We start from the raw sequence: 24,425 nt of genomic DNA on the forward strand, positions 1-24,425 counted from the left end.
CGCCATGAGCTAAATCCGGGCACTAGCTCAACGGCCGCGATGTGCCCGGCGAATGCTTGTGAAAACGAGCGAATGCCTGGCCGCCTCGTCACGAGAGATAAGTAGCCCTCAGAACAGTGACCGCACGTGGCCGAGATGACCAGATGGTGTTCTTGGGCCAACATATGTTAACGCCCACTTTTGTTGCTCTCTCCTGCAAAAATATTTGGGCTTAAAGGCCGGGAACTAACCGATCCTCCGGATGTTGCGGAATTAGTCAGGAGAAACGGACTATGTCGGACAAAGAAATTCATCGGGGCGCCTCGCGTTTTCGCCCTATCCGCGTCGTAGACGCCCGCGTGTTTCGCGGGCCGCACCTCTATAGCATGACGCCAATGGTCCAGATTCGGATCGACCTCGGAGCCCTTGAGGCGTTCCCGACAGACAAACTGCCCGGGTTTTCCGAACAAATCGTCCGACTGTTGCCCGGCCTTGCGGGCCATGGCTGCAGCTATGGCGCCGCCGGCGGCTTCGTCCGCCGCATGCAGGAAGGAACCTGGCTCGGCCACGTCGTCGAGCATGTCGCCCTGGAACTGCAGAGCATGCTCGGTCACCGAGTAACACGAGGAAAGACACGGTCGGTCAAAGGCAGTCCCGGCACTTATAACGTCATGTTCGCCTACAAGGATGAGCTTGTCGGGCTGCTCGCCGGACGCGTCGCGCTCGAACTGGTGGACAGCCTGCTGCCGGCCAATCTGCATGGTGTCGAGGGGCTCGGCGAAATTGCGGAAACGCAGGGGCCATTCGAGTTCGCAGCCAGGCTTCAGCAGCTCAAGCGTCTGGCCGCCGAACGTGCCTTGGGGCCCACGACTGCTTCCTTGGTGCGCGAGGCCGAGAGGCGAGGCATTCCCGCGGCGCGGATCGACGACAGCAGCCTCGTGCTGTTTGGTCACGGAAAGCATCAGAAGCGCATCCGCGCCAGTTGCAGCGATCTCACTTCCGAGATTGCGACCGAGATCGCCTCGGACAAGGACTTGACCAAATTCCTGCTGCAGCAGGCCGGCTTGCCGGTGCCACGCGGGGAACTGGTGCGATCGGCGCAGGACGCAGTCGCGGCAGCAGCACGGCTGGGCTACCCCGTGGTCACCAAACCACTCGATGGCAATCATGGAAGCGGCGTCAACATCGGTTTGGCAACAGAAGACGAGGTCCGCTGGGGCTTCGAACAGGCGCGAGAATACAGCCGCAGCGTTATCGTCGAGCAGCATTTCGTCGGCTCGGACCACAGGATCCTGGTGATCGGTGGAAAGGTCGTGGCGCTTGCCGAGAGGGTTCCGGCCCATGTGGTCGGCGATGGCCGGAGTTCTGTCGCCGAGCTCGTCGAGGAGACGAACCGCGACCCACGAAGGGGAGAGGGCCATTCCTCGGTATTGACCCGCATCGAGATCGACGAATGTGTCGAGCATTTCCTGTCAAAATCGCAGCTCACCCTGGCGAGCGTTCCAGCGCCGGGTCAAATGGTGCTCTTGCGGCCCACCGCCAATCTCTCCACCGGTGGGACCGCGATCGACCGAACGGAAGAAATCCATCCCGAAAACGCGCTGATCGCCAAGCGGGCGGCACAGATCGTCGGTCTCGACATTGCCGGGATCGACTTCGTCTGTCCCGACATCTCACGGCCGGTCAGCGAAACCGGCGGCGGCATCATAGAGGTGAATGCCGGTCCCGGCTTTCGCATGCATCTCGAACCCTCGTCGGGGCGCGCCCGCAACGTCGCACGGCCCGTGCTCGATCTTCTCTTCAAAGGCGGCAAGGACGGCCGGATTCCGATCTTCGCGATCACCGGGACCAACGGCAAGTCGACCACTGCCAGAATGCTGGCGCACATCCTGCAGGCGAATGGCGCAACCGTCGGGCTCACCTCGACCACCGGCGTCTACCTGAACGGCGAACGAATCATCACAGGCGATTGCTCAGGCCCGCAGAGCGCCAGGATCGTGCTGCGCGAGCCAGGTGTCGATGTCGCGGTGCTGGAATGTGCACGCGGCGGCATCCTGCGCGAAGGGCTTGCCTTCGATGCATGCGATGTTGGCGCGGTGCTGAACGTCCACGGCGATCATCTCGGGCTGAGGGGCATCGACACGATCGAGGACCTGGCGGAGGTGAAATCTGTCGTGGTCGAGTCCGTCCGCCGCGGCGGATGGAGCATTCTTAATGCCGACGACGTCCACACGTCCGCAATGTCGCGAGATGCCGGCGGCAGGATCTGCTACTTCTCGCTGGCGAGCAGGAGCGAGTGGCCCGATTTCTTGCGCAGCCACCTGGCGGAAGGCGGCCGCGCCGTGACGCGGGAACCCAGCAGCGACGGCTGGGACATTTTCATCCACGAGGATGGGGAATCGATGTTCCTGATGAGCGTCGACGAAATTCCCGCGACCTTCGAGGGTTCGGCCGAATTCAACGTTGCCAACAGCCTGGCAGCCGTCGCCATGGCGCATTGCCACGACGTTCCGGCGGCAACGATCCGGGCGGCGCTGGCCGAGTTTGGCACCTCGTTCGAGCAATCTCCCGGTCGCCTCAACGTCTTCGACGGGCATGGTTTCCGCACGATCGTCGACTATGCGCACAATCCGGAGGGGCTGAAGGCGCTCGGAAAGCTGGTTTCCCACATGAGGCGCGGCTATCAGCGCACGATCGGCCTGGTCGCCATACCGGGCGACCGCCGCGATTGCGACATCCGCGAGATGGGCGCGATCGCTTCGCGGATATTCGACGTCATCGTCTTCAAGGAGGATGAGCAGGAGCTGCGCGGCCGAGCCCCCGGAGCGATCGCCGGCTTGCTGCGGGAAGGTGCCTTGAACGCCGGCTGCGCCCCAGGCCGCATTCACGCCGTCTGTCCCGAGAAGGAGGCCGTCGACGTGTGTCTCAGGCTTGCACGGGAGAACGACCTTGTCGTGCTGACCGTCGACGACGTTGAAGCCGTGTGGCGGCAGGTAACCGGCTTCGGAGGCGCGACGCCTTCGAGGGGAGGGCCCGATCAGACCCATATTCGCCATCTGAGGGCTGGCTGATGTGGTCGCTGATCCTGCACGGCGGCGCCAAGGAGATCGATCCGCAAGAGGAGGAGGCGCATCGCAACGGATGCATCGAGGCACTCGAGGCAGGTCGGGCCGTCCTGGCCGGCGGCGGAACCGCGGTCGATGCCGTGGAAGCGGCCGGTCGCATCCTCGAGGCGGACCCGACGTTCAATGCGGGATATGGAAGTGCCCTCAATTCGGACGGCGAGGTCGAGATGTGCGCTGGCCTGATGGAGGGCAGGGACTTCAATGTGGGTGCCGTCGCAGTGATCAAGGGCGTGCGCCATCCAATCAGTGTCGCGAAGGCCATGCTGCATGAGGAGCCGATCCTGCTGGCGTCGGAGGGGGGCCGGCGTTTCGCCGCCGAGAAGCAGCTGGAGCTTTGCGATCCGGCGGATTTGATCACGCCGCAGCAGCGCGACGCCTCCAGCAAGTCGGAGGCGAAGGATACGATCGGTGTGGTTGCCCAGGATCAATACGGGGACATCGCCGTCGGCACTTCGACCGGCGGACTGGACGGCAGTGCTCCCGGTCGTGTGGGGGATTCTCCGCAACCCGGCTGCGGCTATTATGCCGACAACCGGTTGGGAGCCGTCGCCTTCTCGGGAGACGGTGAGCATATCGCGCGAAAGGCTCTCGCGGCCCGTGTCATGCAGGCACTCTCGGCGCGGCAGGCATTGTCTTCGGGACAGGCTGAAGGCGGCCTGGAGCAGGTGCTGAATCCCGCGCTCAAGGAAGTCGAGGCGATCGGCGGCGAAGCCGGAGCCATCGTGCTTACCGCGACCGGCGTGTCTGGATGGGCGCATAACAGCAGGGAGTTCGCAGTCGCTTTCATGACCAGCGAGGACAACCACCCGCACGTTTTCCTGCGCAAGAAAGACGTGGGCAAATGACCGACAAGAAGAAAAAACGATCCTCGAACGGTAAAGCTGGAACGCTCGTCATCATCGGCGGCCACGAGGACCATGATGGCGATCGTGTCATCTTGAAGGAGGTAGCGAGCCTGGTTCCGAACGGCCGCCTGGTGCTTGCCACCATCGCGTCTCATGAGCCGGATGGCTATCTCGAGAAGTATCAGAGGTCCTTCGGTGAGCTGGGCATCAAGGATGTCATCGAACTCTACGTCAACGACCGCCTCGAGGCAGCTCATGAAAAGAAAATAAGTGCGCTCGCAAACGTGAGCGCGGTGTTCTTCTCCGGCGGCGACCAGCTCCGCATCACCAGCCAGATCGGCGACACGCCCATCGACGAGCGGGTGCACGAAATCTATGAAGCCGGAGGCGTCATTGCCGGCACCTCCGCGGGCGCGTCGGTCATGAGCGACACGATGATGGTGAAGGGGCCGAACGCAGCCTCCTTTCGGATCGGCCACATTCGGATGGCGCCGGGACTGGGCCTGCTGCCGAATGTCATTATCGACCAGCACTTTGCGGAACGGGGCCGCATTGGGCGGCTCATCGGGGCGGTGTCGCAGAACCCGCGCGTACTCGGCATCGGCATCGATGAAGACACCGCGATCGTGGTGAAGGGCGAGATGTTCAAGGTCATCGGCAGCGGCGCTGTCTATCTGGTCGATGCAGCCGGCGTGACCCATTCCAACATCGCGGAAGGTGAGCCTGATGCCGCCCTTTCCATCCATGATCTGAGGGTTCACGTGCTGAGCTCAGGCGATGCGTTCGATCTCGCGCTGCGACGGCCGGTAGGGCTTCCGTAAGACTCCGCCACACTCAAGTTGATGGTGTGGCGCGGTCCGCGTACCGGCCCCTCGAGCGGTGCCGATCCACGCGCGAAAGGCGCTATATATGTGAAGCTGTTCTCCTATCTGAAGCGGCCCAACTTGGATTGTCGCATTGTTGCGGGTCCGGCAGGATTACAGACGGCCTCTCGTCGGCTCCAATCCCGCTAAGCTGAAGACCTTCGCTCGCCCGGCGTTCTGTCGGGCTAACCCCGCCGGCGACTGCCCTGAATGGCAGCAAAGGTTACCGGACGAAACCCCCATGCGTCGACGCCGACATCATGCTGGCGCGTCATCGGCTTCAGACGACCGTGCGAATGACCGTGCAGGTTTACCGATCTCTTGCCGATCTGATTCCAGGTGCGAAAAGGATAGTGACACAGAACCAGCAAGCTGCCCTCGACAAGAAGCTCCATATAGTGGTGCACGCTCGCCCAGGCCGGGTCGCCAATGGTGGCAGCGCCATCATTGTTGCCAATTATCAGGTGCTTGGACCCGTTAAGAGACGACAGCAGTGAAGAGACGGTCTCGGCTGGACCCTTGGCGAAATCGCCGAGGTGCCAGACCTCGTCGTTCGGGCCAACCGTTTCGTTCCAAAACGCAACCAGCGCCTGGTCATGCTCGACCAACGAGGCGAAGGGACGCCGGTCGAGGCGCAGAATGCGCGGATCGTTGAAATGCGTATCGGAGGTGAAGAAGATCATGCGCCGCGGCCGGCTGCGACGCGCGAATGGCGGTCGCCTCTAACTGCCGGAGCGCTCTTCGGCTTCATCATCGATCCCGATCGGGGCTTCCCTGAGCATCTTGAGTGCCTCTTCCTTCGTAAGGCCGCACTTGCGCGCGAAGTAGAGCGCCTCGATCGCCTTTTCGCGATCCGCCGTGGATTTTGCGTGCTGTTTGGGCTTTTTGCCCATCGTTCTCTGCCACCTTCCGAGGCCACCAAACCATCACAGTGCCGCGTTGTTACCGTGCATCGGCTGACCTGCCGGACTGCGCGAATGCCGATGTCGCCGACATCCCGCGAGCCCCGGACAGCGCGTATATCAGCCGGCTCGCGACAACGGCGGAGCGACTCCAACCCCGACAGCGTGAATTCAAACGAAAGCCCGCGCCGTGGGAGGGGCCGGCGCGGGCGATCGGGCTACCGATCTTGCAGCGCGGGGGTCGACCGCTGCATGGCTCGAACTGTGCAAGCGAGCATTTGTTCCGGGGCGCATCCAAAGCATCGGCGTTTCATTGCATCCTGGGGGACACAACCAGCATTTCGCTTCAGTCCGCCGCCGATGTGGGAGGATGAATACCGCCTTGCGCTAATTCGTCCGCCCTGGACACGAAACCAACCGCGCATTGAGCGCGTAGCTTCGGCGATTTAAAACACCTGCACTGGAATATTTCCGGGCGCATGGAACATCTCCGGTCGCTGATGTTTAGGCCGGAATGACGATGATCTCTGTTCTTACAATGATTTACTCTCTCGCCATCTTTATCGGCGCGAAGCGGCGCAACCTCTTGGTGAATGCGAAACTCGATAGAGTTTTGCGCAATATGGCTGGCGCAGAACTGAATCAACGTGGCCAGTAAACCGCAACAGCGCCGGTTCCAGTTCACAGCCAGTGTCCTCGCGGCCGCTACCTCGGTTCGGGTGGCAAGCGGCTCGGCAGGACTGCAAGGGCCGCCCCCTCTGGGCTGGCTGGTGCACGGTCGATCCGATTTAGTCGATGACGGCGGGGCACGATGCTCCCGCAGTGCGCCGTGCTGGCTCGAATTGCGGCGCCGCGTCCAAGATCCGCGCACGGGGCACGCACCTTTAGGTCCGGCCCACGCGAGTGGCTTCGGAGGACCTATCCATGAACGATGATGATCCTATAGATTCGCTCGCCAACGCAATTCGTCATCGCAGCGCAATTTTGTTTGTGGGGGCGGGGGTATCGATCAGCGTCGGACTTCCGTCTTGGGAGAAGCTCATCGAGCGAATGGCAAAGGAGCTCGGCGTCGACGATGAATTTTCCACGCGACGCGATCGTTTTCAGACCTTGGCCGAATACTATCGGATCAAGCATGGCAGCATCGGACCACTTCGCAGTTGGATGGACAGAAACTGGTCTGTCGCCAAGGAACGGATCGAGAAATCGGAATTGCACCGTCTCATCGTGACGCTCGATTTTCCCGTCATCTATACGACGAACTATGACCGGAACCTGGAACTCGCTTTTGAAATCCACGGTCGAGAGTACGTGAAAGTGGCCAACGCACGGCACGTTGCGCAGGCCCGTCGAGGCGTAACGCACATCGTGAAATTTCACGGCGACTTTGACGAGGACGCTTCCCTTGTCCTCACCGAAACCGACTATCTTGACCGCCTGTCCTTCAATTCTCCCCTTGATGTCCGCTTTCGCTCCGATGCTCTCGGCAGCACGATCCTGTTCATTGGCTATAGCCTCTCCGATCCAAACATCCGGCTGCTGTTGCACCGGCTTTGGCAAACCTGGCACCGGTCTGGATATGAGAAAGATCGTCCCCCTTCGTTCATCTTCATGCCCAGCCGCAACCCTGTGGAGGAGGCCGTGCTTGGGCGCTGGGGTATTTCGGTGCTCGTTGGCGCAGGTGATGATCCTGAAGCCGGTCTGACGGATTTCCTCAGGCGTTTGGTGGAAGCGGTGACGGTGACCTGAGGCGCGCTCCCTGGTGGACCGCAGTTGGGTTTTCTCAGGTGCGCGGTGACCGACGCACTAGGCGGTGGCCGACAGGCGCCAGATCGGCGACTGTTGGAGCCACGACTTCCACAATCAATCCCGCCGCTCTCATCTTGGCGTGAAGTCGATCTCCGGCGTCAATTGCCGGCAATATGCACAAACCAGGTCAATCGTCGTTTGCACATCATCCAGGCAAACAACTTCGGACGGGGTATGCATGTAACGCAAAGGCACGGAGAGCACCCCACTTGCGACGCCGCCGCGGTTCTGCTGCATGACACGCGCGTCGGTAGGGCTTGAGCTGCCCACCGCCTGAAACTGATAAGGCAGGCCCTCTTTCTCGGCCACCGACTTCAGCAGATTGAACACCACCGGGTTGGTGTTCGCGCCTTGAGTGATTGCCGGCCCTTTCCCAAGGTCCAGTTTGCCCTGATCCTCGGCGCGAGCGCGCGGATAGTCCATCGCCACGCCCATATCGATTGCGAGGCCGGTTCGAGGCGCGATATTGAACGCCGAGGTCATCGCGCCTCGGGAACCGATTTCCTCTTGAACCGTACCCAGGATATAGAGCCCCACGCCGGGGTGAACGCCTCCCTCCTCAGAGAGGCAGCGCAGCACCTCGGCGCCGATGAGGAGGCCGACCTTGTTGTCGAACGCTCGTCCGACAGCAAGGTTGCCCTGGAGCGCTGCAAACTCGCCATGGATAGTCACCGCGCTGCCGACCTCTACGACCTTCAACGCTTCCTCTCGCGAACTCGCGCCGATATCGATCCACAGTTCCATCAGCGAGGGTGTTTGAGACGTGTCAGAGGCTTTGAAGGTCTGGATTGCTTTGCGACCCACGACCCCCAGGATCGGCTCTTTGCCGTGCACCCAGACACGCTGGCCGATTTCAGTGGCAACGTCCGTTCCACCTATGGTGCTGAAGAACAGAAAACCGTCATCGTCGATGTAGTGGACGATGAAGCCGACCTCATCCATGTGCCCGGCATACATGAAGCGCATAGACGCCTCAGGATTGATGATCGCTGTGACATTGCCCATGACGTCCGTCGTCAACCTGTGGGCATACGGACGAACATACTCGCGGAAAAGCTCCGCTACAGGTTGCTCAAAGCCGCTCGGCGACGAGGTCGCCACAATTTTCTTCAAGAACTTGAGTGATTCATCGCGCATGAAGCTGACTTTCACAGTTCATGGGTGGAGGGCCATTCGAGCATGGTCATACTCGTCGGGCTTCGCGCCAATTTTGGCCTTCTTCGGTGCGATCGCCCGCGAATTGGTCAGCCCAAGGCAGGTTGTGGAGCCAGGCTTCGCGCCGGGGGGTCCAAAGCTCGTATGCCGGGAGAAGGTCGTTTGGCGCATCATCGAGAGTGCCGATCATGATCTCGGCTTCGTCGTCGCGGAGGTTCACCACGCGCGACCCGCATGCCGGACAAAAACCTCTGCCGTTGAATGCAACAAGCTCGCCCTTGCACTGGTAAGCCGACCGCGGCCACACGGCAAAGGCACTGTAGGTGCTGCCGCTGGTTCGCTTGCAATCCTGGCAATGACACAAGCCAACGCGCAACGGCGCGCCGGTGACAACATACCTCACAGACCCGCAAAGACAGCCGCCGGTCCGCTCTATCTTTTCAACCTTGCCGTTCATGGTCGCCGGAGCCATGAGTGAGGGAAGCGTGTTGGACTCGGCTCTGCCGTTTGCATCCGAGGCGTCAAGTTAATCGGCGATGTCTTCAACAAGGCCCAACTCCAAAGCTCTGGCTGCCATCAGGTAGCAGTTGGTCAAGGCATGGTCGCGCAGCTCTTCCAGCGATGTTCGAGAACCTTGGACGAGATCGGCGAACCCTTCATTCTCGAGTCGCTCTGCCGTTTCCAACAGCGCAAGTTGTTCGCGAACGATCTGAAGACAGCTTCGAATTGGTCCATTCAGAACCAAGTCTTTCTCAAGCCTTCTTTCATGAATCAGCAGGACTGCTTGCGGGCAAAGGAACCTGCAGGCTTTCGGGAAAGCGGCAAGGACCGTTACCCCGGCAGAGTAAACCGTATTCTTGCCAATGATGTAGCCGTTGCGGCCCGAGTGTTTCAGAAAAAGTTTGAACTCTAGAGCTAGACGTCGCGCGCCGTCGGCGTCGCCTCCGGGCGTGTCGATTTCAACGTAGAGATCGTCTTCCCCGGAACGCACGGTTTTCAAATCGTCCAAGGCTTTGGTGACGACAGTGTCATCAATCAAGCCGTGTATACGCAAGTTTGGATCGAACAAAAGCCGGTGAAGGTCTGGAGCGGGCGGCGGGGAGACGGTGTGTTCGGCTGACCGGGGCAACAGGTCCATATAGGCATCCTCATTATGGGGGCCGAACTTAGTTGGTACCCTTTTGTTCCCTTGAGGGAGTTCGAGCGGTGGTGATCACAGCCGCGTCTCTCGGCGGCTGTTGAGCTCCCTCTTGCATTGCAGATCGTTTTCGCACCAGGCCCGGTAGAGGCACCTCAGCCGCTGGGTTGGCTCCATGGGCATATCGGGCATTTGCCGGAACTGACGCAGTCGCTTTGCTGACTTCTGCCACGTCCGGGACCAGTCCTGTGGACGGTTGAACTCGACGGCCTCAATGGTTCCCGGCTGCTGCCTTCCGGACCCCCGCGGTCGGGCTGTTTTTCCTGGCCGTGCCATTTTTCCGGGGGGCTGAAACAAACAGCTTTGTTGGCAGTTCTAGCGTCCGGAGCACCGGCTCCGCCCGGCGCGGCCGAGCGGCCGGGGCGGTCCGGCAGGAGGTCCAGCAATGTCTCACGATATGCAAAGACGATTTGCAACGCGCTTGATCGCGGTTGCGCTGATGCTCTCGGCCAGTGGCGTGGCGCCTGTCCTGGCCCAGGATACCCCGACCGACTTCACGGCGATCATTCAGCAGAAATTGCCGGCCGTGGTCGCGATCACAACCCGGGAGGTTGTCCAGGACCAGACGACGGCGGGCGACTTTACAAGTCCGTTCGACGGCCAGGGCCTCGGACCCGTTCAGCCACAGGTGAGGGAGGCGCTTGGCTCCGGATTTGTGATCAGTCCCGACGGCTACATCGTCACCAACAACCATGTCGTTGCCGATGCGACAGAGATCCATGTCGTATTTTCAGACAAGGAAACGGCGCCGGCGCAATTGGTCGGCCGTGACCCCGCCACCGAAATAGCGGTGCTGAAGGTCGACCCGCGGCCCAACATGACCACGACCAAATGGGGTGACTCGGATGCAATGCAGCCGGGCGCATGGACAATCGCGATCGGCAGTCCCTTCGGGCTCGGAGGGACTGTCACTGTCGGCGTTCTTTCGGCCCGCTCGCGAGACATTCAAGCCGGGCCGTACGACGATTTTCTCCAGACGGACGCGTCGATCAATCGAGGCAACTCGGGCGGTCCGCTGTTCAACGCACGTGGCGAGGTGATCGGCGTCAACACCGCCATCGTCTCACCGTCGGGCGGCAGCATCGGAATCGGGTTTGCGGTGCCATCGCGTACCGCCCAGAGCATCGCCGACCAGTTGATCCGAACCGGCCGGATCGAGCGCGGCTTCATCGGGGTCCGCCTGCAGGACATCACGCCGTCGCTGGCTGAGGCCCTCGGGATGAAGGATGACAAGGGCGCGCTGGTTGCTTCGGTCGAGCCCGGCAGCCCGGCGGAGAAAGCCGGCTTGAAGCCGGGTGACGTGATCACACGGTTCAACGGCAAGGGCATTGAGGGTGTCCATGACCTCACGCTTGCGACGGCTAGCCAGAAGCCTGGCAGCAAGGCCACTCTGACACGGAGTAACGGCGGCAAGGACCAGGAGGTCGCGCTTGTCATCGGTGAGCGCAAGGATGCGGAGGTGAAGACCGGCGCTGTTCCCGACAAGAAGTCGGCGGCCGAAGGCCTCGGCCTATCCCTCAGCCCGATTCCGGATCAGGCGCGTCAGCAGCTAGGCATCAAATCGGGAACGACCGGTGTCTTCGTCGTGGAAGTGGTTCCCGATGGCCTTGCCGCCCGGAGCGGATTGCAGCCGGGCGATGTCATCATATCGGCCAACAATCGCCGCGTGACGGAGCCTTCGGATATCGTCGACGAGTGGGCGAACTCTCGCCGGCAGAGCAAGCCCATCCTGTTTCGGCTGGAAAGGCAGGGGCAGTCCGTGTTCGTGGCGGTCGCCGGGAAATGACCGTCTCCAGGACGACCATGTGACTGCACCACGATCCGCTTGCGGATCCCGCCCCAAAGGCGCCGGACGCCAGGCGCAACGGGGGAGCATCGCCGCAGAAAGTCTGCGGGATGCGCTCATTGGGCCGGGCGCGCAACGCGCACCTATTCTGGAGCGCCAGAGCTCTTTTGAGCTCATCGTGCTCGAAGGCGCTTGCCATCCTCAGGCAGTTTCGCGCCTTGCCGTAAGCCGTGCCTGGAGAAGGACGACGACGAGCAAAAACAGCCCGCGGATCACCGACTGCCAGTAGGCTGACAGCGAAATCCAACCCATGCCGTTTTCGAAGTTCAGGACGTTGAAAAGGATCCCGAGCAACAGCACGCCGGCCAGCGTGGTCAACACCGAGCCCGAGCCGCCGGTCAGCAGCGTCCCGCCCACGACCACGGCTGCGATGGCAAACAGCTCCCAGCCGACGCCCTCGATCGGCTGGCCTGCGCCGAACTGAGAAGCGAGGACGACGCCGGCGAGCCCGGCCAGGCACCCGCTTGCGACATAGACGAGAAATTTGACGCGATCAGTGCGCAGCCCCATCAGCCGCGAGGCATCCTCGCCACCGCCGATGGCCAGCACCGTCCGTCCCGTGCTGGTGTAGTTCAGGACCACTGAGCCGACGGCATAGGCAACCAGGGCGATGACTGCTGGAATCGGGAAAATCCAGAAATTCCCCTGGCCGATGGCGGTGAAACCCGAATCATAAGACACCGAAACGGTCTGGTTGCCGGCCAGAAGCAGCGCCGAGCCGCTTGCGGCCAGCATGGTGGCAAGCGTGGCGATGAATGGCATCAGGTTGCCGCGCGTAACCAGGAGCGCGTTGATCAGCCCGGCTGCCAGGCCGGCGCCAACGCCCGCTGCAAGGCCTGCCACGATGCCGTGCGGGCTCGCCAGGGCCGACGCGACGCTGCCCAAGGCGGCGACGGAGCCGACGGACAGGTCTATGCCGCCGGTCATGATCACGAAGCACATGCCGAGCGCGACGAGCGCGAACATCGAGTTGTAGCGCAGAACGCTCATCACGTTGAAGAGGCCGAGGAAGCGGTCGTAGCGCAGGAATCCGAACAGGACGAGGGCTGCAAGCGCGATGACGACACCGTAAGTGCCGATGATGCGAACCAGTCTGGCACTGTTCATGGATTACACCCGGTGTTGCTGCTGCAGCCAGACGGCGAATGCGATGATGCCGGCCTTGACGACGAGCGCAGCGGCGTCGGGCACGCCATTGGCGAGCAGCGTGTAGCGCACCAACTGGATGGTCAGTGCGCCCAGCAGGGTGCCGATGATTGTGGCCTTTCCGCCACTCAACAGCGTGCCGCCCACCGCGACCGCCGCGATGGCGTCGAGTTCCATGCCCAGCCCCACGAGATTGGCGTCGCTGGAGGAGTTGATCGCAATGACGACGAGACCGGCCAGCCCCGCGCACAGGCCGCTGATCGCATAGACAGCGAGCTTGATCCTCGATACGGCGATGCCGGCCAGTTCAGAGGCCTTTTCATTGCCGCCGACAGCCAGGATGCTTCGCCCGAACACCGTGCGGTGAAGGGCCCAAGCGGCCGCCGCAACCAGCACGGCCATTATGATGACCTGCGCGGGAATGCCGAGCGGGCGGGCAAGTCCGATCCACTGGAATTGCGGCACGCGGAAGGTCTGCAGATTGCCGTTGGTCATGACCTGCGCGATCCCGCGCCCGGCGATGAACAGCACGAGCGTTGCGACGATCGGTTGGATGCGGAAACGCGAGACCAACCAGCCGTTGAACAGCCCGAACAGGCCGGCGACGAGGATCGAGGCAACCATCGCGACGGCTACCGCCAGATAGATGTTTCCGACCGGGAAGATCGTGCCCATGAAGATCATCGGCGCCAATGCGCCGGAGATCGCCATCAGCGAACCAACCGACAGGTCGATGCCGCCGGTGGCGATCACCAGGGTCATCCCCACCGCGACGATCACAATCGTGCAGACCTGGGTCAGGTTGACGTTGAGTGTCTGCAGCGTCGCGAAATTGCGCGTATAGGCAAGGTTGAAGACGACCAGCAGCACAAGCGCGATCACCGTCCCGTAGCGCGCCAGGAAACCGAACACATCAAAGCGGCGGTTTCCAGCGTCGTTGGCTGCGGATGGTGTGGCCAGATCGCTCACGCTGCCTCCTTCGCCGCGCCGCCATGCGCCATCGCCGCGAGCACGTCCTCCTCGTCGGCTGCCTGGCCTTCCAGTTCGGCCACCCTCACTCCTTCGCGCAGCACGAATATGCGGTCGGCTCCTTCCATCACTTCCTCGAGTTCCGAGGAGATCATCAGCACGCCGAGCCCGTCATCGGCAAGCTTGCGGATGAGGCGCTGGATCTCGGCCTTGGCCCCGACATCGATGCCGCGCGTCGGCTCATCGAGAATGAGCAGCTTCGGGTTCATTGCCAGCCAGCGGGCAAGCAGCACCTTTTGCTGGTTGCCGCCCGACAACTCGCGGACCTTCTGGTTAGGCCCCGAGCATTTGATGTCGAGTTCACGAATGAAGCGCTCGACGATCTCCTTCTGCCGGGCCTCGTTCAGGATGCCATTGCGGCTGATTTTCGGCAGCAGTGCCAGTGTTATGTTCTCCGCGACGGTCATTTCCGGCACGATGCCCTCGGCCTTGCGGTCCTCAGTGCAGAAGCCCATCCCTGCGGCGATGGCATCAGCGGCACGTGCGGGATGGTAGGACGCGCCCTCCATCGTCATCTCGCCTGCGCTCCGGCGGTCGGCGCCGAATACGAGGCGGGCTGTTTCGGTGCGGCCGGCGCCGAGCAAGCCGGCAAAGCCGGCGATCTCGCCGCGGCGCAGGTCGAAGCTCACGTCACGCACCAACTGGCCGGCCGCCAGCCCTTGCGCGGTAAACAGCACATCACCGATCCTCGACCGATCGCGTTCGCCGAATGCGGTCGCATGGCCTTCGACGGCTGCGACGTCGCGGCCGAGCATGGCCGCGACCAGCTCCAGCTTGCCGATGTCGCTCATCGCCGCGCTTCGCACCGTGCGGCCGTCACGCATGATCGTGACCCGGTCGCAGACCTCGTACAACTCGTCGAGCTTGTGGCTGACGAACAGAACGGAGACGCCGTCGGCCTTGAGCTGACGGATAACGCTGAACAAGACCGAGACTTCACGCTCGTCTAGCGAGGAGGTCGGCTCATCCATGATCACGAGGCGGGCGGAAAAGCCGATGGCGCGGGCGATCGCCACCATCTGCTGCGTGGCGGTGTTGAAATCGCTGAGCGGGCGGCGCACGTCGATGCCGATCGAGAAGCGGCTGAGCAGGCGCTCGGCTTCCGCATGCATCGCGCTCCAGTCGAGCAGGCCGCGGCGGCGCTTCTCGCGTCCAAGGCAGATGTTCTCGGTCACCGAGCGCAGCGGTACGAGATTGATCTCCTGGTAGATGGTGCTGATGCCGCTGACCTGCGCCTGATGCGGAGACCCAACTTCGAACGGCTTCCGTTCGAACAGCACCTGCCCCGCATCCCGGCGGTAATAGCCGGTGAGCACCTTGATAAGTGTCGATTTGCCCGCACCGTTCTGGCCGATGAGTGCGTGGATCTCGCCCGGAAGAACCTGGAGCGAGGCATCGGCCAGGGCAGGGATGCCGGCAAAACGCTTCTGGATGTCACGCATGTCCAGGAGCAGCGCGGCTTGGTCCGGCTGAGCGGTCATCGTCAAACTCCCAAACCCTACCCGCCGAAGCGGGTAGGGCAACTGGAAAGAAAGTGGATATCAGAACGCAATATCGAAGTCTTTCTTCGCGTTCGTGGCGTCGAAGAAGGCATCCTCGTTCTTGATGAACGGCGGGATCTTCTTGCCGGCCGCATAGTCGGCCATCGTAGCGAAGGCCTTCGGCCCGAACAGCGGGCTGCAAGCGCAGATAGCGCCGATCTTGCCGTCAATGATCGCCTGGACGCCTTCCTTCTCGCCGTCGATCGACAAGATCAGCACATCCTTGCCCGGGGTCTTGCCGGCTGCTTCCAGAGCGGCGATGGCGCCCAGCGCCATCTCATCATTATGCGCGTAGATGATATCCGCATCAGGGTGCGCCTGAAGCAGCGTCTCGGCGACCTGCCGGCCCTTGTCACGGGCGAAGTCGCCGGACTGCGACGCCAGGATGGTGAACTGCGAGTGCTTGGCGATGAAATCGTCGAAGCCTTTCTTGCGGTCGGTAGCGGCCGAGGCTCCGGTCGTGCCTTCCAGCTCGATGATCTTCGACTTGCCATTGGCGTTCTTGACCAGCCATTCGCCGACGCGTGTCGCCTCCTCGATGAAATCCGAACCGATGAAGCAGACATAATCCTCGCCCGGCTTGGCCATGGTGTGATCAACGTCGCGGTCGACCAGAAACACCGGTATGCCGGCATCGCGCGCGGCAAGAATGACCGGCACCAGGGGCTTGTCTTCGCGGGGCGGCAGGAAGATTGCGTCGACGCCCTGCGCGATCATCGAGTTCACGTCGGAGGCCTGCTTGGCCGACGAACCGGCGGCATCCGTGTAGACCAGCTGATGGCCAAGCTTGGCGGCTTCGTCCTGCATGCTCTTGGTCTCGGCAAGACGCCACGGATTGTTGCTTTCCGTCTGGGCGAAACCGACCTTGTACTTGTCCTTCTTGGCGAGCGGCGGGAGCGCCGCGAAGGCGCGTGAGCCGAGTGTCAGCGCGACCGCGCCGGCGGCGGAGCCAACCAGTAGTTTTCGACGGGTAATGATCATGCTCTTTCCTCCTTTATTGTCGCTTCTGCGACTGTGTAATTTCCTCACGATAATCGGCCCAGACGGCTTCGGCGATGACGCAGTCGGCAAGCTGGATCAGGCGCTATGCCGCCTCCAAAATAAAGTCGGCGCAGCGGTCGCCCAGCATCATGGCGGGCGCCGCCGTATTGCCGGCATTGATGTTGGGGCAGGCCGACATGTCGGCAACCCGCAGATTGTCTATTCCGCGCACGCGCAGCGCCGCGTCCAGAACCGCCATCCGGTCGCTGTCCGAGCCCATCCGGCATGTCCCGGCCGGATGGTAGTTGGTCTTCACAAAGCGCTTGCAATGCTTTGTCATGGCTTCGTCGCTGAGATCACCCTGGCTTGGCACGGCAATGGCCTTGACCCGATCGGCGAGCGGCTTGGTCTGAAAAGCCTGCAGGAAATAACGCTGGCCGTAGATCATTTCCCTCATGTCGTCGGGATGTTTAAGGAGGTTCGGCGAAACGATCGGCATGTCCTTCGGATCCGCCGAACGCAGCCTCACGAAACCGCGCGACTTTGGCTTCACCACCACTGTCGTCACGGTAAGCCCATAGGTGTTCTCGACCAAGGTCAGGATATCGCGGTCCAGATAGACGTGCGGCACGCAGAAGGCCTGGATCGTCGGTTCGCCCTCGGGATCGGCCGGATTGACGAAGGCTCCGGCCTCCACCCCCGCTGACAGGATCGTGCCGGTGCCGAAGAGCTTGAAATGCAGGCCGTTCCTGATCATCCGCCAGCCTTGGCTCTGCCTGAAATAGCCGTATGGGCCGTTTGCGGTGGCGATGATCGGCACCTCCGGATGGTCGATCAGGTTTTCGCCGACCCCAGGCAGGTCGGCGACGCAGGAAATGCCGTGCCCGGCAAGCGCCTCGGCGGGGCCGATGCCGGACAGCATGAGCAATTTTGGCGAGACGAGGGCACCGGACGAGACGATCACGTCGGCATCCGCATGGACGGTATGCTCGGCGCCCGACGCATCCGAGTAGATGACGCCGGTGACCCGACCTTTTTCGATCAGCAGCCGGCTGACTGTGCAATTGAGTTTCAGCGTCAGCTTGGGATCATTCGTCAGCGGCTCGATGAAGGCGTAGGCGGCGCTGCTTCGCTTTCCCCGCCGGTTCATGAACTGGTAGAAGCCGACCCCGCGCTGCGACGGTCCGTTGAAGTCATGGTTGTACGGCAATCCAAGGCCTTGGACCGCTTGGACGAACCAACGGGAAACATCATCGATGTGGCCTGGATCCGAGACCAGCAGCGGACCTTCGCTGCCATGCAGTTCGCCGCCGAGGCGGTTGTTTCCCTCCATGCCGGTGAAATGCGGCAGCACCGCCTGCCAGTTCCAGCGCACGCCGGCATTGTTGCCGCGCAGCAGTTCGTCCCACTCCTCATAATCGGCCGAGCGGCCTCGCATGTAGACCTGGGCGTTGACCGAGGTGCCGCCGCCCAGCACGTTGCCTTGCGAGATTTCATGGACGCGCCCGTCGAGATGGGCCTGCGGCTCGGTGCGGTGATAGCGCATGAATTTCGAGCCGTTGATCATCTTGAAGATGCCGGGCGGCATGTCGAGCAAGGGGTGATGATGGGAATGGCCGGCCTCCAGCAGCAGGGTTCGCCGTCCCGCTTTGACAAGCCTTGCCGCCGCGACGCAGCCGGCTGCTCCGCCGCCCACCACGATATGGTCGTAGGACTGCGTCATGCTTCCGGCGCCTCACGGCTTTCGAATGTTCCGCGGACATACTCCCAGGCCGCCGAGAGGTGGTTGAGCAGCGCCCGCTCGGCGCCGTCAGGATCTCGCTCAAGGATGGCCGTGCAGATTTCACGATGGCTGAGGAAATTCACGCGGTTGCGCTCGGGCGACCGTGGCATGCGCATCCAATGCGGCGACAGCCATGCGGTAAATGCCTTGTGCACGACAGGCAGCACCGGGTTGCGCGCGATGTCATAGAGCGCTGCGTGGAACGCCACGTCCGTCGCATAGAATTTCTCAGAATCCGGGATGGCCGCCTCGTTCATCGCCAGCGCCGCCCTCAGGGCTGTGACGTCATCCTTGCGGGCATGGATGGCGGCGTTGCGCGCCAGCGACGCCTCGAGGAAGACGCGCATGTCGTAGAGGTTCTTCACGCCCGCCTGGTCGCTCAGCAGATGTCCTACAATGCCGTCGAGGGCGCCGAGCGCGGCATCCAGGCCAGGCCGACGCGCCACGGGCCGGAACCGCGGACGCGCTTCCACCAGGCCGCGGCTGGCCAGGCGCGCAATCGCCTCACGCACAACGCCCCGGCCGACACCATACTCGATCATCAGTTCGCGCTCGGCCGGCAGGTAGCTGCCGTCGCCAAGCCTTCCGGACGTGATGTCGGCCTCTATGCCGGCCACCATCGCGTCGGCCGCGCGGGCGGCGAGAATAGCCGCGGGCATCTCAGGACGCTCTTCCGTATCCACCAAGCCTTTTCCTCCCAGATGGTCCTGTTATTAGAAGGTAAATCGGACCAAAGCACAAGCCGATTGATGCGTTTGTAGGACCAAACATGACGGATTGGCTTCAGAACCGCTGAAAGATCAGCCACATTGTTGCCAGTCAGCGCTGCCGGTGCAATTATGGTCCGATGAAAAAACCTGAATGGAGCGCAGCATGAGCCGCACCGAAATCAAGGAAGCCGAGACCCGGCTGTTCCGGGTCCCACTGCGTGAGGTGATGACCGATGCCAAGCACGGCGCGCACACGCATTTCGAGCTGGTCACCGTCACGCTGAGGCTTGCCGACGGCACCGAGGGCACAGGCTACACCTACACCGGGGGCAGGGGCGGCTATGCGATCAAGGCAATGATCGATCACGACCTCGCGCCGTTCCTCAAGGCACGCGACGCAACGCAAATCGACACGATCTACGACGGCATGCTCTGGCACATCCACTATGTCGGGCGCGGCGGCATCGCTTCTTTCGCGATCTCGGCGATCGACATCGCATTATGGGACCTCAAGGGCCGGCGTAGCGGCCTGCCGCTTTGGCAGATGGCGGGCGGGGCCGGGAAGAGCGCCAAGGCCTATCGCGGCGGCATCGACCTAAACTTTACCCTCGATCAGCTTTTGGCCAGCATCGATTCCTATCTCAATGCCGGCTTCACCGGGGTGAAGATCAAGGTCGGCAAGGACGACCTGGCCGAGGATGTGGCCCGGGTGAAGGCAGTCCGCGAGCGCATCGGCCCTCATGTCACCTTTATGGTTGACGCCAACTACGCGCTCGACGTCCCGCGAGCGATCGAGGCAGCGAGAGCATTCGCCGCCTACGATCTGCTGTGGTTCGAGGAGCCCATCATACCCGACGACTATGAGGGTTACGCCAGCATTGCCAAGGCGACCGGAATGCCCCTGGCAATGGGAGAAAACCTGCATGTCATCGAGGAGTTCGAGCATGCCTTCGCTTGGTCGAATCTCGCCTACATCCAACCCGACGCCTCCAACTGCGGCGGGGTCACCGGCTGGCTGCGCGTGGCAGCGCTCTCACGCAAGGCTGGCATTCCGGTCTGCAGTCACGGGATGCAGGAACTTCATGTCAGTCTCGTTGCAGGTCAGACAAATGCCGGCTGGGTGGAGGCGCATAGTTTCGATATTGACCTTTACACCACCGAGCCGCTTAGGCTTCAGGATGGTTTGGCGATAGCACCCGACGAGCCTGGAGTGGGCGTTGTCTTCGATTGGCGCAAATTGGCGGATTTTCGCCAATAGCGCCCCCTGAACGGCGGCACGGCCGCATGCATTTTGTCCAGATCCTGCTTCCTCGTTCCGGCAACGCGGAGAGCGCTTCGCCGAGGAAGACTTCGACCGTCTGAAGAACGAACTCGCCGCCGCCGCAGCCAGCGGGCATACCACTTATCGGATGCCACACTTACATTTGTAATTGCAGCGACGCTTCACCGGCTTTAACTCACGCGATCATAGCAGCGACACGACAAATGCAGGCGGCCGCCCGAAAACGGGCAGAAGCTGCAAGCATTGGGTGCGCCTGCAGGGAGGCGGCGATGGTTGCAACGCGTACGGACACTGCACATCCGGTTATGGAGGACTTCATTCTATCACGGCACCGCTCACCGGTCCGCGAAGTTGGATTTTACGAGGCTATGAGTCAAACCCGACAAGCGATCGCCACATCGCGCGAGGTGCTGAGGCGCTTTCGCGAACGTCAGGGCGACGACACTCCTCGAGCAAAGAATACAGACCGTGGTCCTGTCGCCGTGTCAGCCTTCGATGCCGACATCATACGCGCTGCATGCCGAGATCTGATCGCGGAGATGAACGTGCCCGAGTGTCAATGGCGCGAGCTGGCGCGAAGTCTGGTGCGCGAATTCGTGGCCTGCGAGCAGACCGAAGCCGGTTTGGTGGATTGGATCGTCCGCCGGCCAGCGATGACGGAGACGGACGAGGCCGGCTGACCGGAGCCAACTGGCGGGGCGGCGAATGAGCCAGGAGTCAGTCGACCGCAATTAACGCGAGCAAACAGGTCTCCCGGCGACTTGTTGCGCGGGAACTGCGGTGATCCGAGGATCGGAAATTTTGGCGAGCGGCTTGGACACATCTGATCCTCCTCGTCTGTAGCGTCGCGCTCGTGTTCGCATTTGAAGCATGTAGCGAGGACTGGCCGATGGCGTGACCTTTGGTTGAGTGGAGACGAATGCGTCCAGCCTACTGTCCAAGGCACGGCGACGGCCATGTCGCGTTGCTCCCGGCCTTCGCACACAAGGAGCCCAGGCCGGATGCCAACCAGGCTGCATTAGGCCAGTGGGAACAATTTGCGCGGGCCGAGCTTGGGCTAGCGTCGTACAGAGGTGCAAGTATGCAAGATAATTTTGACCGAGCTTCATCCGTCGCGGAGGTTGCGGAATCCTTCGTGAGATCCCGGAGGCCGTTCTCTGTCGTATCGACCCGGGATGCGGTCACGATTGTCAGGAAACAGGCAGCTTTTTGCGAGCATACGGATGGCGAGCTTGCGGAGTTGGTGGCGGCAATTGCGGTCAGGCATGGTCGACTGGTCGCGTTCGATCTTGATCTCGACGACACAGGCTTGGAGATCGGTCGCGCAGCATAGCCAACGCCTCACGCAATGAGATAGCCACCGTCAACCGGCAGAATTGCCCCAGTGATGAACCCCGCGAGCGGCGAACACAAGAACAAGGCGGGGCCGGTCAGGTCGCCCGGCGTACCCCAGCGACCCATCGGAGTGCGTTTCATCAATTCCGCGTTGCGAGCTGGATCGGCCCGTGGCGCGGCGGTCATGGCGGTCTCGATCCAACCAGGCGCCAATGCGTTTACGCGAATGCCATCCCCGGCATAGGCGATGGCGAGCGACTTGGTAAGTTGCACGATGGCGCCCTTGGACGCGGCGTAAGCCGGCGCATGAGCCGCGCCGAAAAACGCGAACATCGAGGCGATGTTGACGATGGCGCCCCCGTTCGAGAGTGCCCCTCGGAACGCGCTCGCACTCCGCATGGAGCCGGTGAGATTGATATCGACCACCGTTTCGAAACCCTGGACAGTGAATTCGGCGGCGCGCAGGTTTACCCCTGCGCAATTTACGAGCGCTGCAACGGATGTGAACTGACTGGAATATCCGTCGACCGCAGTCATGTCCCGGACGTCGAGTACTGAATACGAGACGGCGGTGCCGTATGCACGAGCGGCCGCTACCTCGGCGGCCGTGGCCCCCGTCGCATGGACGATTGCCCCGGCCTCGGCGAACGCCATGGCGATGCCGTTTCCGATGCCTGTCGTGCCTCCGGTAATGACGACGGTCTTGCCCGCGAAGAAGGGCATCGCCCACATGGAATCGGTCACCAAGATCTCCTCGTTTCGCCTCTGTGGCGGAGCGCGAACTTACCGCAGCGGAAGACAAACGGGCGGATGTCTACCGCACGAATTGATCGACGAAATCGTCCCCGAGACCCACGCTCGCATAGTGGCTTCTGCACATGTCGATCTTGGTGAAAACGTCCTCGAAACCAATCTGCTTGTTATCCTTGTCCAGGTAAACCATGCAGCCGGAGATGTTGAAGAAGGTGATCATCTCGGGCACGTCGCTTGGGACCGTGAGCGTGTGGATTTCACCGGGCGGCTCGAAAACGTAAGATCCGGTCTCTGCCACCCAGTCGTGTTCAAGGTAGTGCCAACGCCCCTTGATCACATAGCCATGCACGGGGGCCGGATGCAGATGACGGCTTAATATCCCGGCCCGGCGTACGCGGAGCAGATTGCACCACTGGCCTTGCATTGTGTTGAGCATAAGTGGTCGGAACCACACGCCCTTAGCCTGTGGGACCCAGACACGCTCGTCTTCGGGGACGGCAGCGATCGCGATCTCTTTCGGTGCCAGGGGATGGGCGGAGCCGTTGAAGGATTGATACATAGGAACCTCTGTCGCCAATTCATTGGAGCGTCCATATCAGCGCGATCCTAACAACTGTGCCGAGTTCTGCCGAGGCGCAATCGGGCGCCCACGCATTGGGAAAGTTGTCGGCGCGCGCCCGCCCGCTGCCGCGACCGCAAGCGGGAAGGGTTTGGGGATGGTCCGTTGGGCGTCGAAGACGATCAGTGGGTTCCTTCTTGCCTCATCATGCGGCTATCCGGGAGTGCACCGGGCTGGTCCTGGTCTGGAAGCCCCGGTTTCGGACTTCCAAGGCCAGCAAGGCGAGTTCGACCTCGTCCAATCGCGACGGGCGTGCATTTTCCGGCATGCCTTCGGCGGTGGCCAGGTCGATCAGGTACTCGTTCCAGGCCCAGTTCTTGAGCACAGCGCGTTTCTCGTCGGGTGAAAGGACGGGATCATCCACCACCTGCATCGGAGAGGCGTAGAATGTCTCGGGCTCCGAAAGCGCCGTCTGTATGTGCGCTGCCTGTGCACCGGCGCCATAGCCGTGACTTGCCTGGAGCCAAGCCAACTGCAGCCGCTGCCAAACCAGGTCGGAAAAGGCCTGTTTCTCCTCCGATACATGTTGTCTCCTGATCTTGGCCGGGGAAGCAGGAGGTGCCGCCTGCACCACGTAATTGAGGCCTTGACGCTCGGCATAACGGATCGCCGCTTCCAGCGTCGGAAAGTTCAGTTCAACCTGGGTCAGGGTGTCTCGGCCACCGGTATAGCCCATCAGCGGCTCGATGAACGGGGCTGTGCGGCGTTCGAAGACCAATCGCCAGTCCTTGCGGGGCTTTGCCGAGGTCATGGCCGAGCGGCAGGGCTGGTAGATCCGCGCCGTTGCGCCGTCCGGAAACACTGACCGTCCCATTGACAAAGCCGGCCCGTCTAGACGAGGCCGATTGTCATTGTCCGGCCGGACGGACGTCTTGGTTAGGTTTCTGTTGTCGCTGCTTTGAACTGTCTCCATTGCCTGTCCCTCCCGTTATGAAGGGTCGCACGGGCAGCGGCCGTAAGGGCCGCCACCCATACTGCATCCGTCAGTTCTTCCCGTTGATTGCGATCCGCTTGGCCTTCGCCTGCGCCCGCTCGGTCTTGGGCAACGTCACGGTCAGCACCCCGTTCTTGAAGGCGGCGTTGACCTTGTCTTCTTCAACCTCGTAGCCGAGCGGAATAAGGCGCTCGAAGCGACCGTAGAAGCGCTCGGAGAACTGCCGGTCCTTGTCCTCGGTCTCGGAACGCTTCTCGCCTTTAAGCTTGAGCGCCCCATTTTCCAGCAGGACTTCTATGTCGCTCTCGTCCAGGCCAGGTGTTTCCGCCGTGACGCGGACTTCCTTGTCCGTGTCGGAGATTTCGACACTCGGCCAACTGGCGGCGAAAGAGGGACCGAAGGCCGGCAGTCTGGCGCCAAAGCTGCGGAAGGCGTCATCGAACAGCCGGTTTACCTCCCGGTGGAGGGAGACGAAGGGGTCTCGATCATCAGGGAAGAGACTGGGCGCCGAGTTTCCGTTGCCCCGGCCCCATGGGATCAAGTCACGTACGCTCATTGTCTTTCTCCTTTTGTAGGTCTCTGAGTCGGGC

General features: G+C 61.9%; 22 protein-coding genes. 7 read left to right on the forward strand and 15 right to left on the reverse strand.

The window, feature by feature from the left end; translation table 11 throughout:
• The first annotated feature begins 272 nt into the window (after window positions 1-272).
• From cphA to AC3CCE_RS18555, 3 genes are read left to right on the forward strand one after another with little or no spacing between them, the layout of a single operon-like run.
• Window positions 273-3,050 (forward strand): cyanophycin synthetase, encoded by a 2,778-nt coding sequence (cphA, locus tag AC3CCE_RS18545; protein WP_352626163.1) that lies wholly within the window; start codon window positions 273-275, stop codon window positions 3,048-3,050.
• The gene (locus AC3CCE_RS18550) at window positions 3,050-3,949 is read left to right on the forward strand and encodes an isoaspartyl peptidase/L-asparaginase family protein (RefSeq protein WP_352626164.1); all 900 of its coding nucleotides are present in this window, start codon (window positions 3,050-3,052) and stop codon (window positions 3,947-3,949) included. The genes cphA and AC3CCE_RS18550 overlap by 1 nt, the downstream gene beginning before the upstream one ends.
• The gene (locus AC3CCE_RS18555) at window positions 3,946-4,770 is read left to right on the forward strand and encodes a cyanophycinase (protein WP_352626165.1); all 825 of its coding nucleotides are present in this window, start codon (window positions 3,946-3,948) and stop codon (window positions 4,768-4,770) included. Before AC3CCE_RS18550 ends, AC3CCE_RS18555 begins: the two co-directional genes overlap by 4 nt.
• 227 nt (window positions 4,771-4,997) lie before the next feature.
• Here AC3CCE_RS18555 and AC3CCE_RS18560 read toward each other — a convergent pair whose 3' ends face one another.
• A complete protein-coding gene (locus AC3CCE_RS18560; RefSeq protein ID WP_352626166.1) occupies window positions 4,998-5,495 on the reverse strand; it encodes a metallophosphoesterase in 498 nt (165 codons plus the stop codon).
• A 39-nt stretch (window positions 5,496-5,534) separates the two neighbouring features.
• Window positions 5,535-5,705 carry a hypothetical protein gene (locus AC3CCE_RS18565; protein WP_023672674.1) on the reverse strand — a complete coding sequence of 57 codons (171 nt, stop codon included), beginning with the start codon at window positions 5,703-5,705 and terminating at the stop codon, window positions 5,535-5,537.
• A 933-nt stretch (window positions 5,706-6,638) separates the two neighbouring features.
• Here AC3CCE_RS18565 and AC3CCE_RS18570 point away from each other — a divergent pair.
• Window positions 6,639-7,463, forward strand: coding sequence for an SIR2 family NAD-dependent protein deacylase (locus AC3CCE_RS18570; protein ID WP_352626167.1), 825 nt, complete (start codon window positions 6,639-6,641; stop codon window positions 7,461-7,463).
• Window positions 7,464-7,592: 129 nt separating this feature from the next.
• On the opposite strand, the gene AC3CCE_RS18575 is transcribed toward AC3CCE_RS18570, so the two are convergent.
• From AC3CCE_RS18575 to AC3CCE_RS18585, 3 genes are all read right to left on the reverse strand, one after another.
• Entirely contained in the window at window positions 7,593-8,660 is a 1,068-nt protein-coding gene (locus tag AC3CCE_RS18575) for a M42 family metallopeptidase (protein ID WP_352626168.1), read from the reverse strand.
• Between the two features lie 46 nt (window positions 8,661-8,706).
• Window positions 8,707-9,135: a GFA family protein gene (locus AC3CCE_RS18580; protein WP_050485925.1), complete on the reverse strand. Its 429-nt coding sequence runs from the start codon at window positions 9,133-9,135 to the stop codon at window positions 8,707-8,709.
• Between the two features lie 69 nt (window positions 9,136-9,204).
• On the reverse strand, window positions 9,205-9,816 hold the full coding sequence (locus AC3CCE_RS18585) for an ATP-dependent Clp protease proteolytic subunit (protein WP_352626169.1): 612 nt from the start codon (window positions 9,814-9,816) through the stop codon (window positions 9,205-9,207).
• A gap of 481 nt (window positions 9,817-10,297) precedes the next feature.
• Between AC3CCE_RS18585 and AC3CCE_RS18590 the strand changes: the two genes are divergently transcribed.
• Complete coding sequence (locus AC3CCE_RS18590; protein ID WP_352626170.1) at window positions 10,298-11,662, forward strand: Do family serine endopeptidase; 1,365 nt, start codon at window positions 10,298-10,300, stop codon at window positions 11,660-11,662.
• Between the two features lie 201 nt (window positions 11,663-11,863).
• Here the strand turns inward: AC3CCE_RS18590 and AC3CCE_RS18595 are convergent, their stop codons facing one another.
• The 6 genes from AC3CCE_RS18595 to AC3CCE_RS18620 all read right to left on the reverse strand — a co-directional run bounded on the left by AC3CCE_RS18595 (window position 11,864) and on the right by AC3CCE_RS18620 (window position 18,861).
• A complete protein-coding gene (locus AC3CCE_RS18595) occupies window positions 11,864-12,829 on the reverse strand; it encodes an ABC transporter permease (RefSeq protein ID WP_023672667.1) in 966 nt (321 codons plus the stop codon).
• Window positions 12,830-12,832: 3 nt separating this feature from the next.
• The gene (locus AC3CCE_RS18600) at window positions 12,833-13,837 is read right to left on the reverse strand and encodes an ABC transporter permease (protein WP_023726632.1); all 1,005 of its coding nucleotides are present in this window, start codon (window positions 13,835-13,837) and stop codon (window positions 12,833-12,835) included.
• Window positions 13,834-15,378, reverse strand: coding sequence for a sugar ABC transporter ATP-binding protein (locus tag AC3CCE_RS18605; protein ID WP_023707501.1), 1,545 nt, complete (start codon window positions 15,376-15,378; stop codon window positions 13,834-13,836). The genes AC3CCE_RS18600 and AC3CCE_RS18605 overlap by 4 nt, the downstream gene beginning before the upstream one ends.
• A 60-nt stretch (window positions 15,379-15,438) precedes the next feature.
• Window positions 15,439-16,419 carry an ABC transporter substrate-binding protein gene (locus AC3CCE_RS18610; protein WP_023672664.1) on the reverse strand — a complete coding sequence of 327 codons (981 nt, stop codon included), beginning with the start codon at window positions 16,417-16,419 and terminating at the stop codon, window positions 15,439-15,441.
• 103 nt (window positions 16,420-16,522) lie between these two features.
• On the reverse strand, window positions 16,523-18,142 hold the full coding sequence (locus tag AC3CCE_RS18615; RefSeq protein ID WP_352626171.1) for a GMC family oxidoreductase: 1,620 nt from the start codon (window positions 18,140-18,142) through the stop codon (window positions 16,523-16,525).
• Window positions 18,139-18,861, reverse strand: coding sequence for an FCD domain-containing protein (locus AC3CCE_RS18620; protein WP_023706881.1), 723 nt, complete (start codon window positions 18,859-18,861; stop codon window positions 18,139-18,141). Before AC3CCE_RS18620 ends, AC3CCE_RS18615 begins: the two co-directional genes overlap by 4 nt.
• Before the next feature lie 214 nt (window positions 18,862-19,075).
• Here AC3CCE_RS18620 and AC3CCE_RS18625 point away from each other — a divergent pair, with 214 nt between their 5' ends.
• Window positions 19,076-20,170 (forward strand): mandelate racemase/muconate lactonizing enzyme family protein, encoded by a 1,095-nt coding sequence (locus AC3CCE_RS18625; protein WP_352512101.1) that lies wholly within the window; start codon window positions 19,076-19,078, stop codon window positions 20,168-20,170.
• A gap of 293 nt (window positions 20,171-20,463) precedes the next feature.
• Window positions 20,464-20,874: a hypothetical protein gene (locus AC3CCE_RS18630; protein ID WP_023738748.1), complete on the forward strand. Its 411-nt coding sequence runs from the start codon at window positions 20,464-20,466 to the stop codon at window positions 20,872-20,874.
• Window positions 20,875-21,535: 661 nt separating this feature from the next.
• On the opposite strand, the gene AC3CCE_RS18635 is transcribed toward AC3CCE_RS18630, so the two are convergent.
• From AC3CCE_RS18635 to AC3CCE_RS18650, 4 genes are all read right to left on the reverse strand, one after another.
• The gene (locus AC3CCE_RS18635; RefSeq protein ID WP_352626172.1) at window positions 21,536-22,273 is read right to left on the reverse strand and encodes an SDR family NAD(P)-dependent oxidoreductase; all 738 of its coding nucleotides are present in this window, start codon (window positions 22,271-22,273) and stop codon (window positions 21,536-21,538) included.
• A 70-nt stretch (window positions 22,274-22,343) separates the two neighbouring features.
• Window positions 22,344-22,841, reverse strand: coding sequence for a 2,4'-dihydroxyacetophenone dioxygenase family protein (locus AC3CCE_RS18640; protein WP_023752250.1), 498 nt, complete (start codon window positions 22,839-22,841; stop codon window positions 22,344-22,346).
• A 205-nt stretch (window positions 22,842-23,046) separates the two neighbouring features.
• Entirely contained in the window at window positions 23,047-23,814 is a 768-nt protein-coding gene (locus AC3CCE_RS18645) for an NADH dehydrogenase ubiquinone Fe-S protein 4 (RefSeq protein WP_352626173.1), read from the reverse strand.
• A gap of 70 nt (window positions 23,815-23,884) precedes the next feature.
• Window positions 23,885-24,391 carry an Hsp20/alpha crystallin family protein gene (locus AC3CCE_RS18650; RefSeq protein WP_352626174.1) on the reverse strand — a complete coding sequence of 169 codons (507 nt, stop codon included), beginning with the start codon at window positions 24,389-24,391 and terminating at the stop codon, window positions 23,885-23,887.
• Between the last annotated feature and the right edge of the window lie 34 nt (window positions 24,392-24,425).

It is taken from the genome of Mesorhizobium sp. P160187 (genome assembly GCF_057766425.1).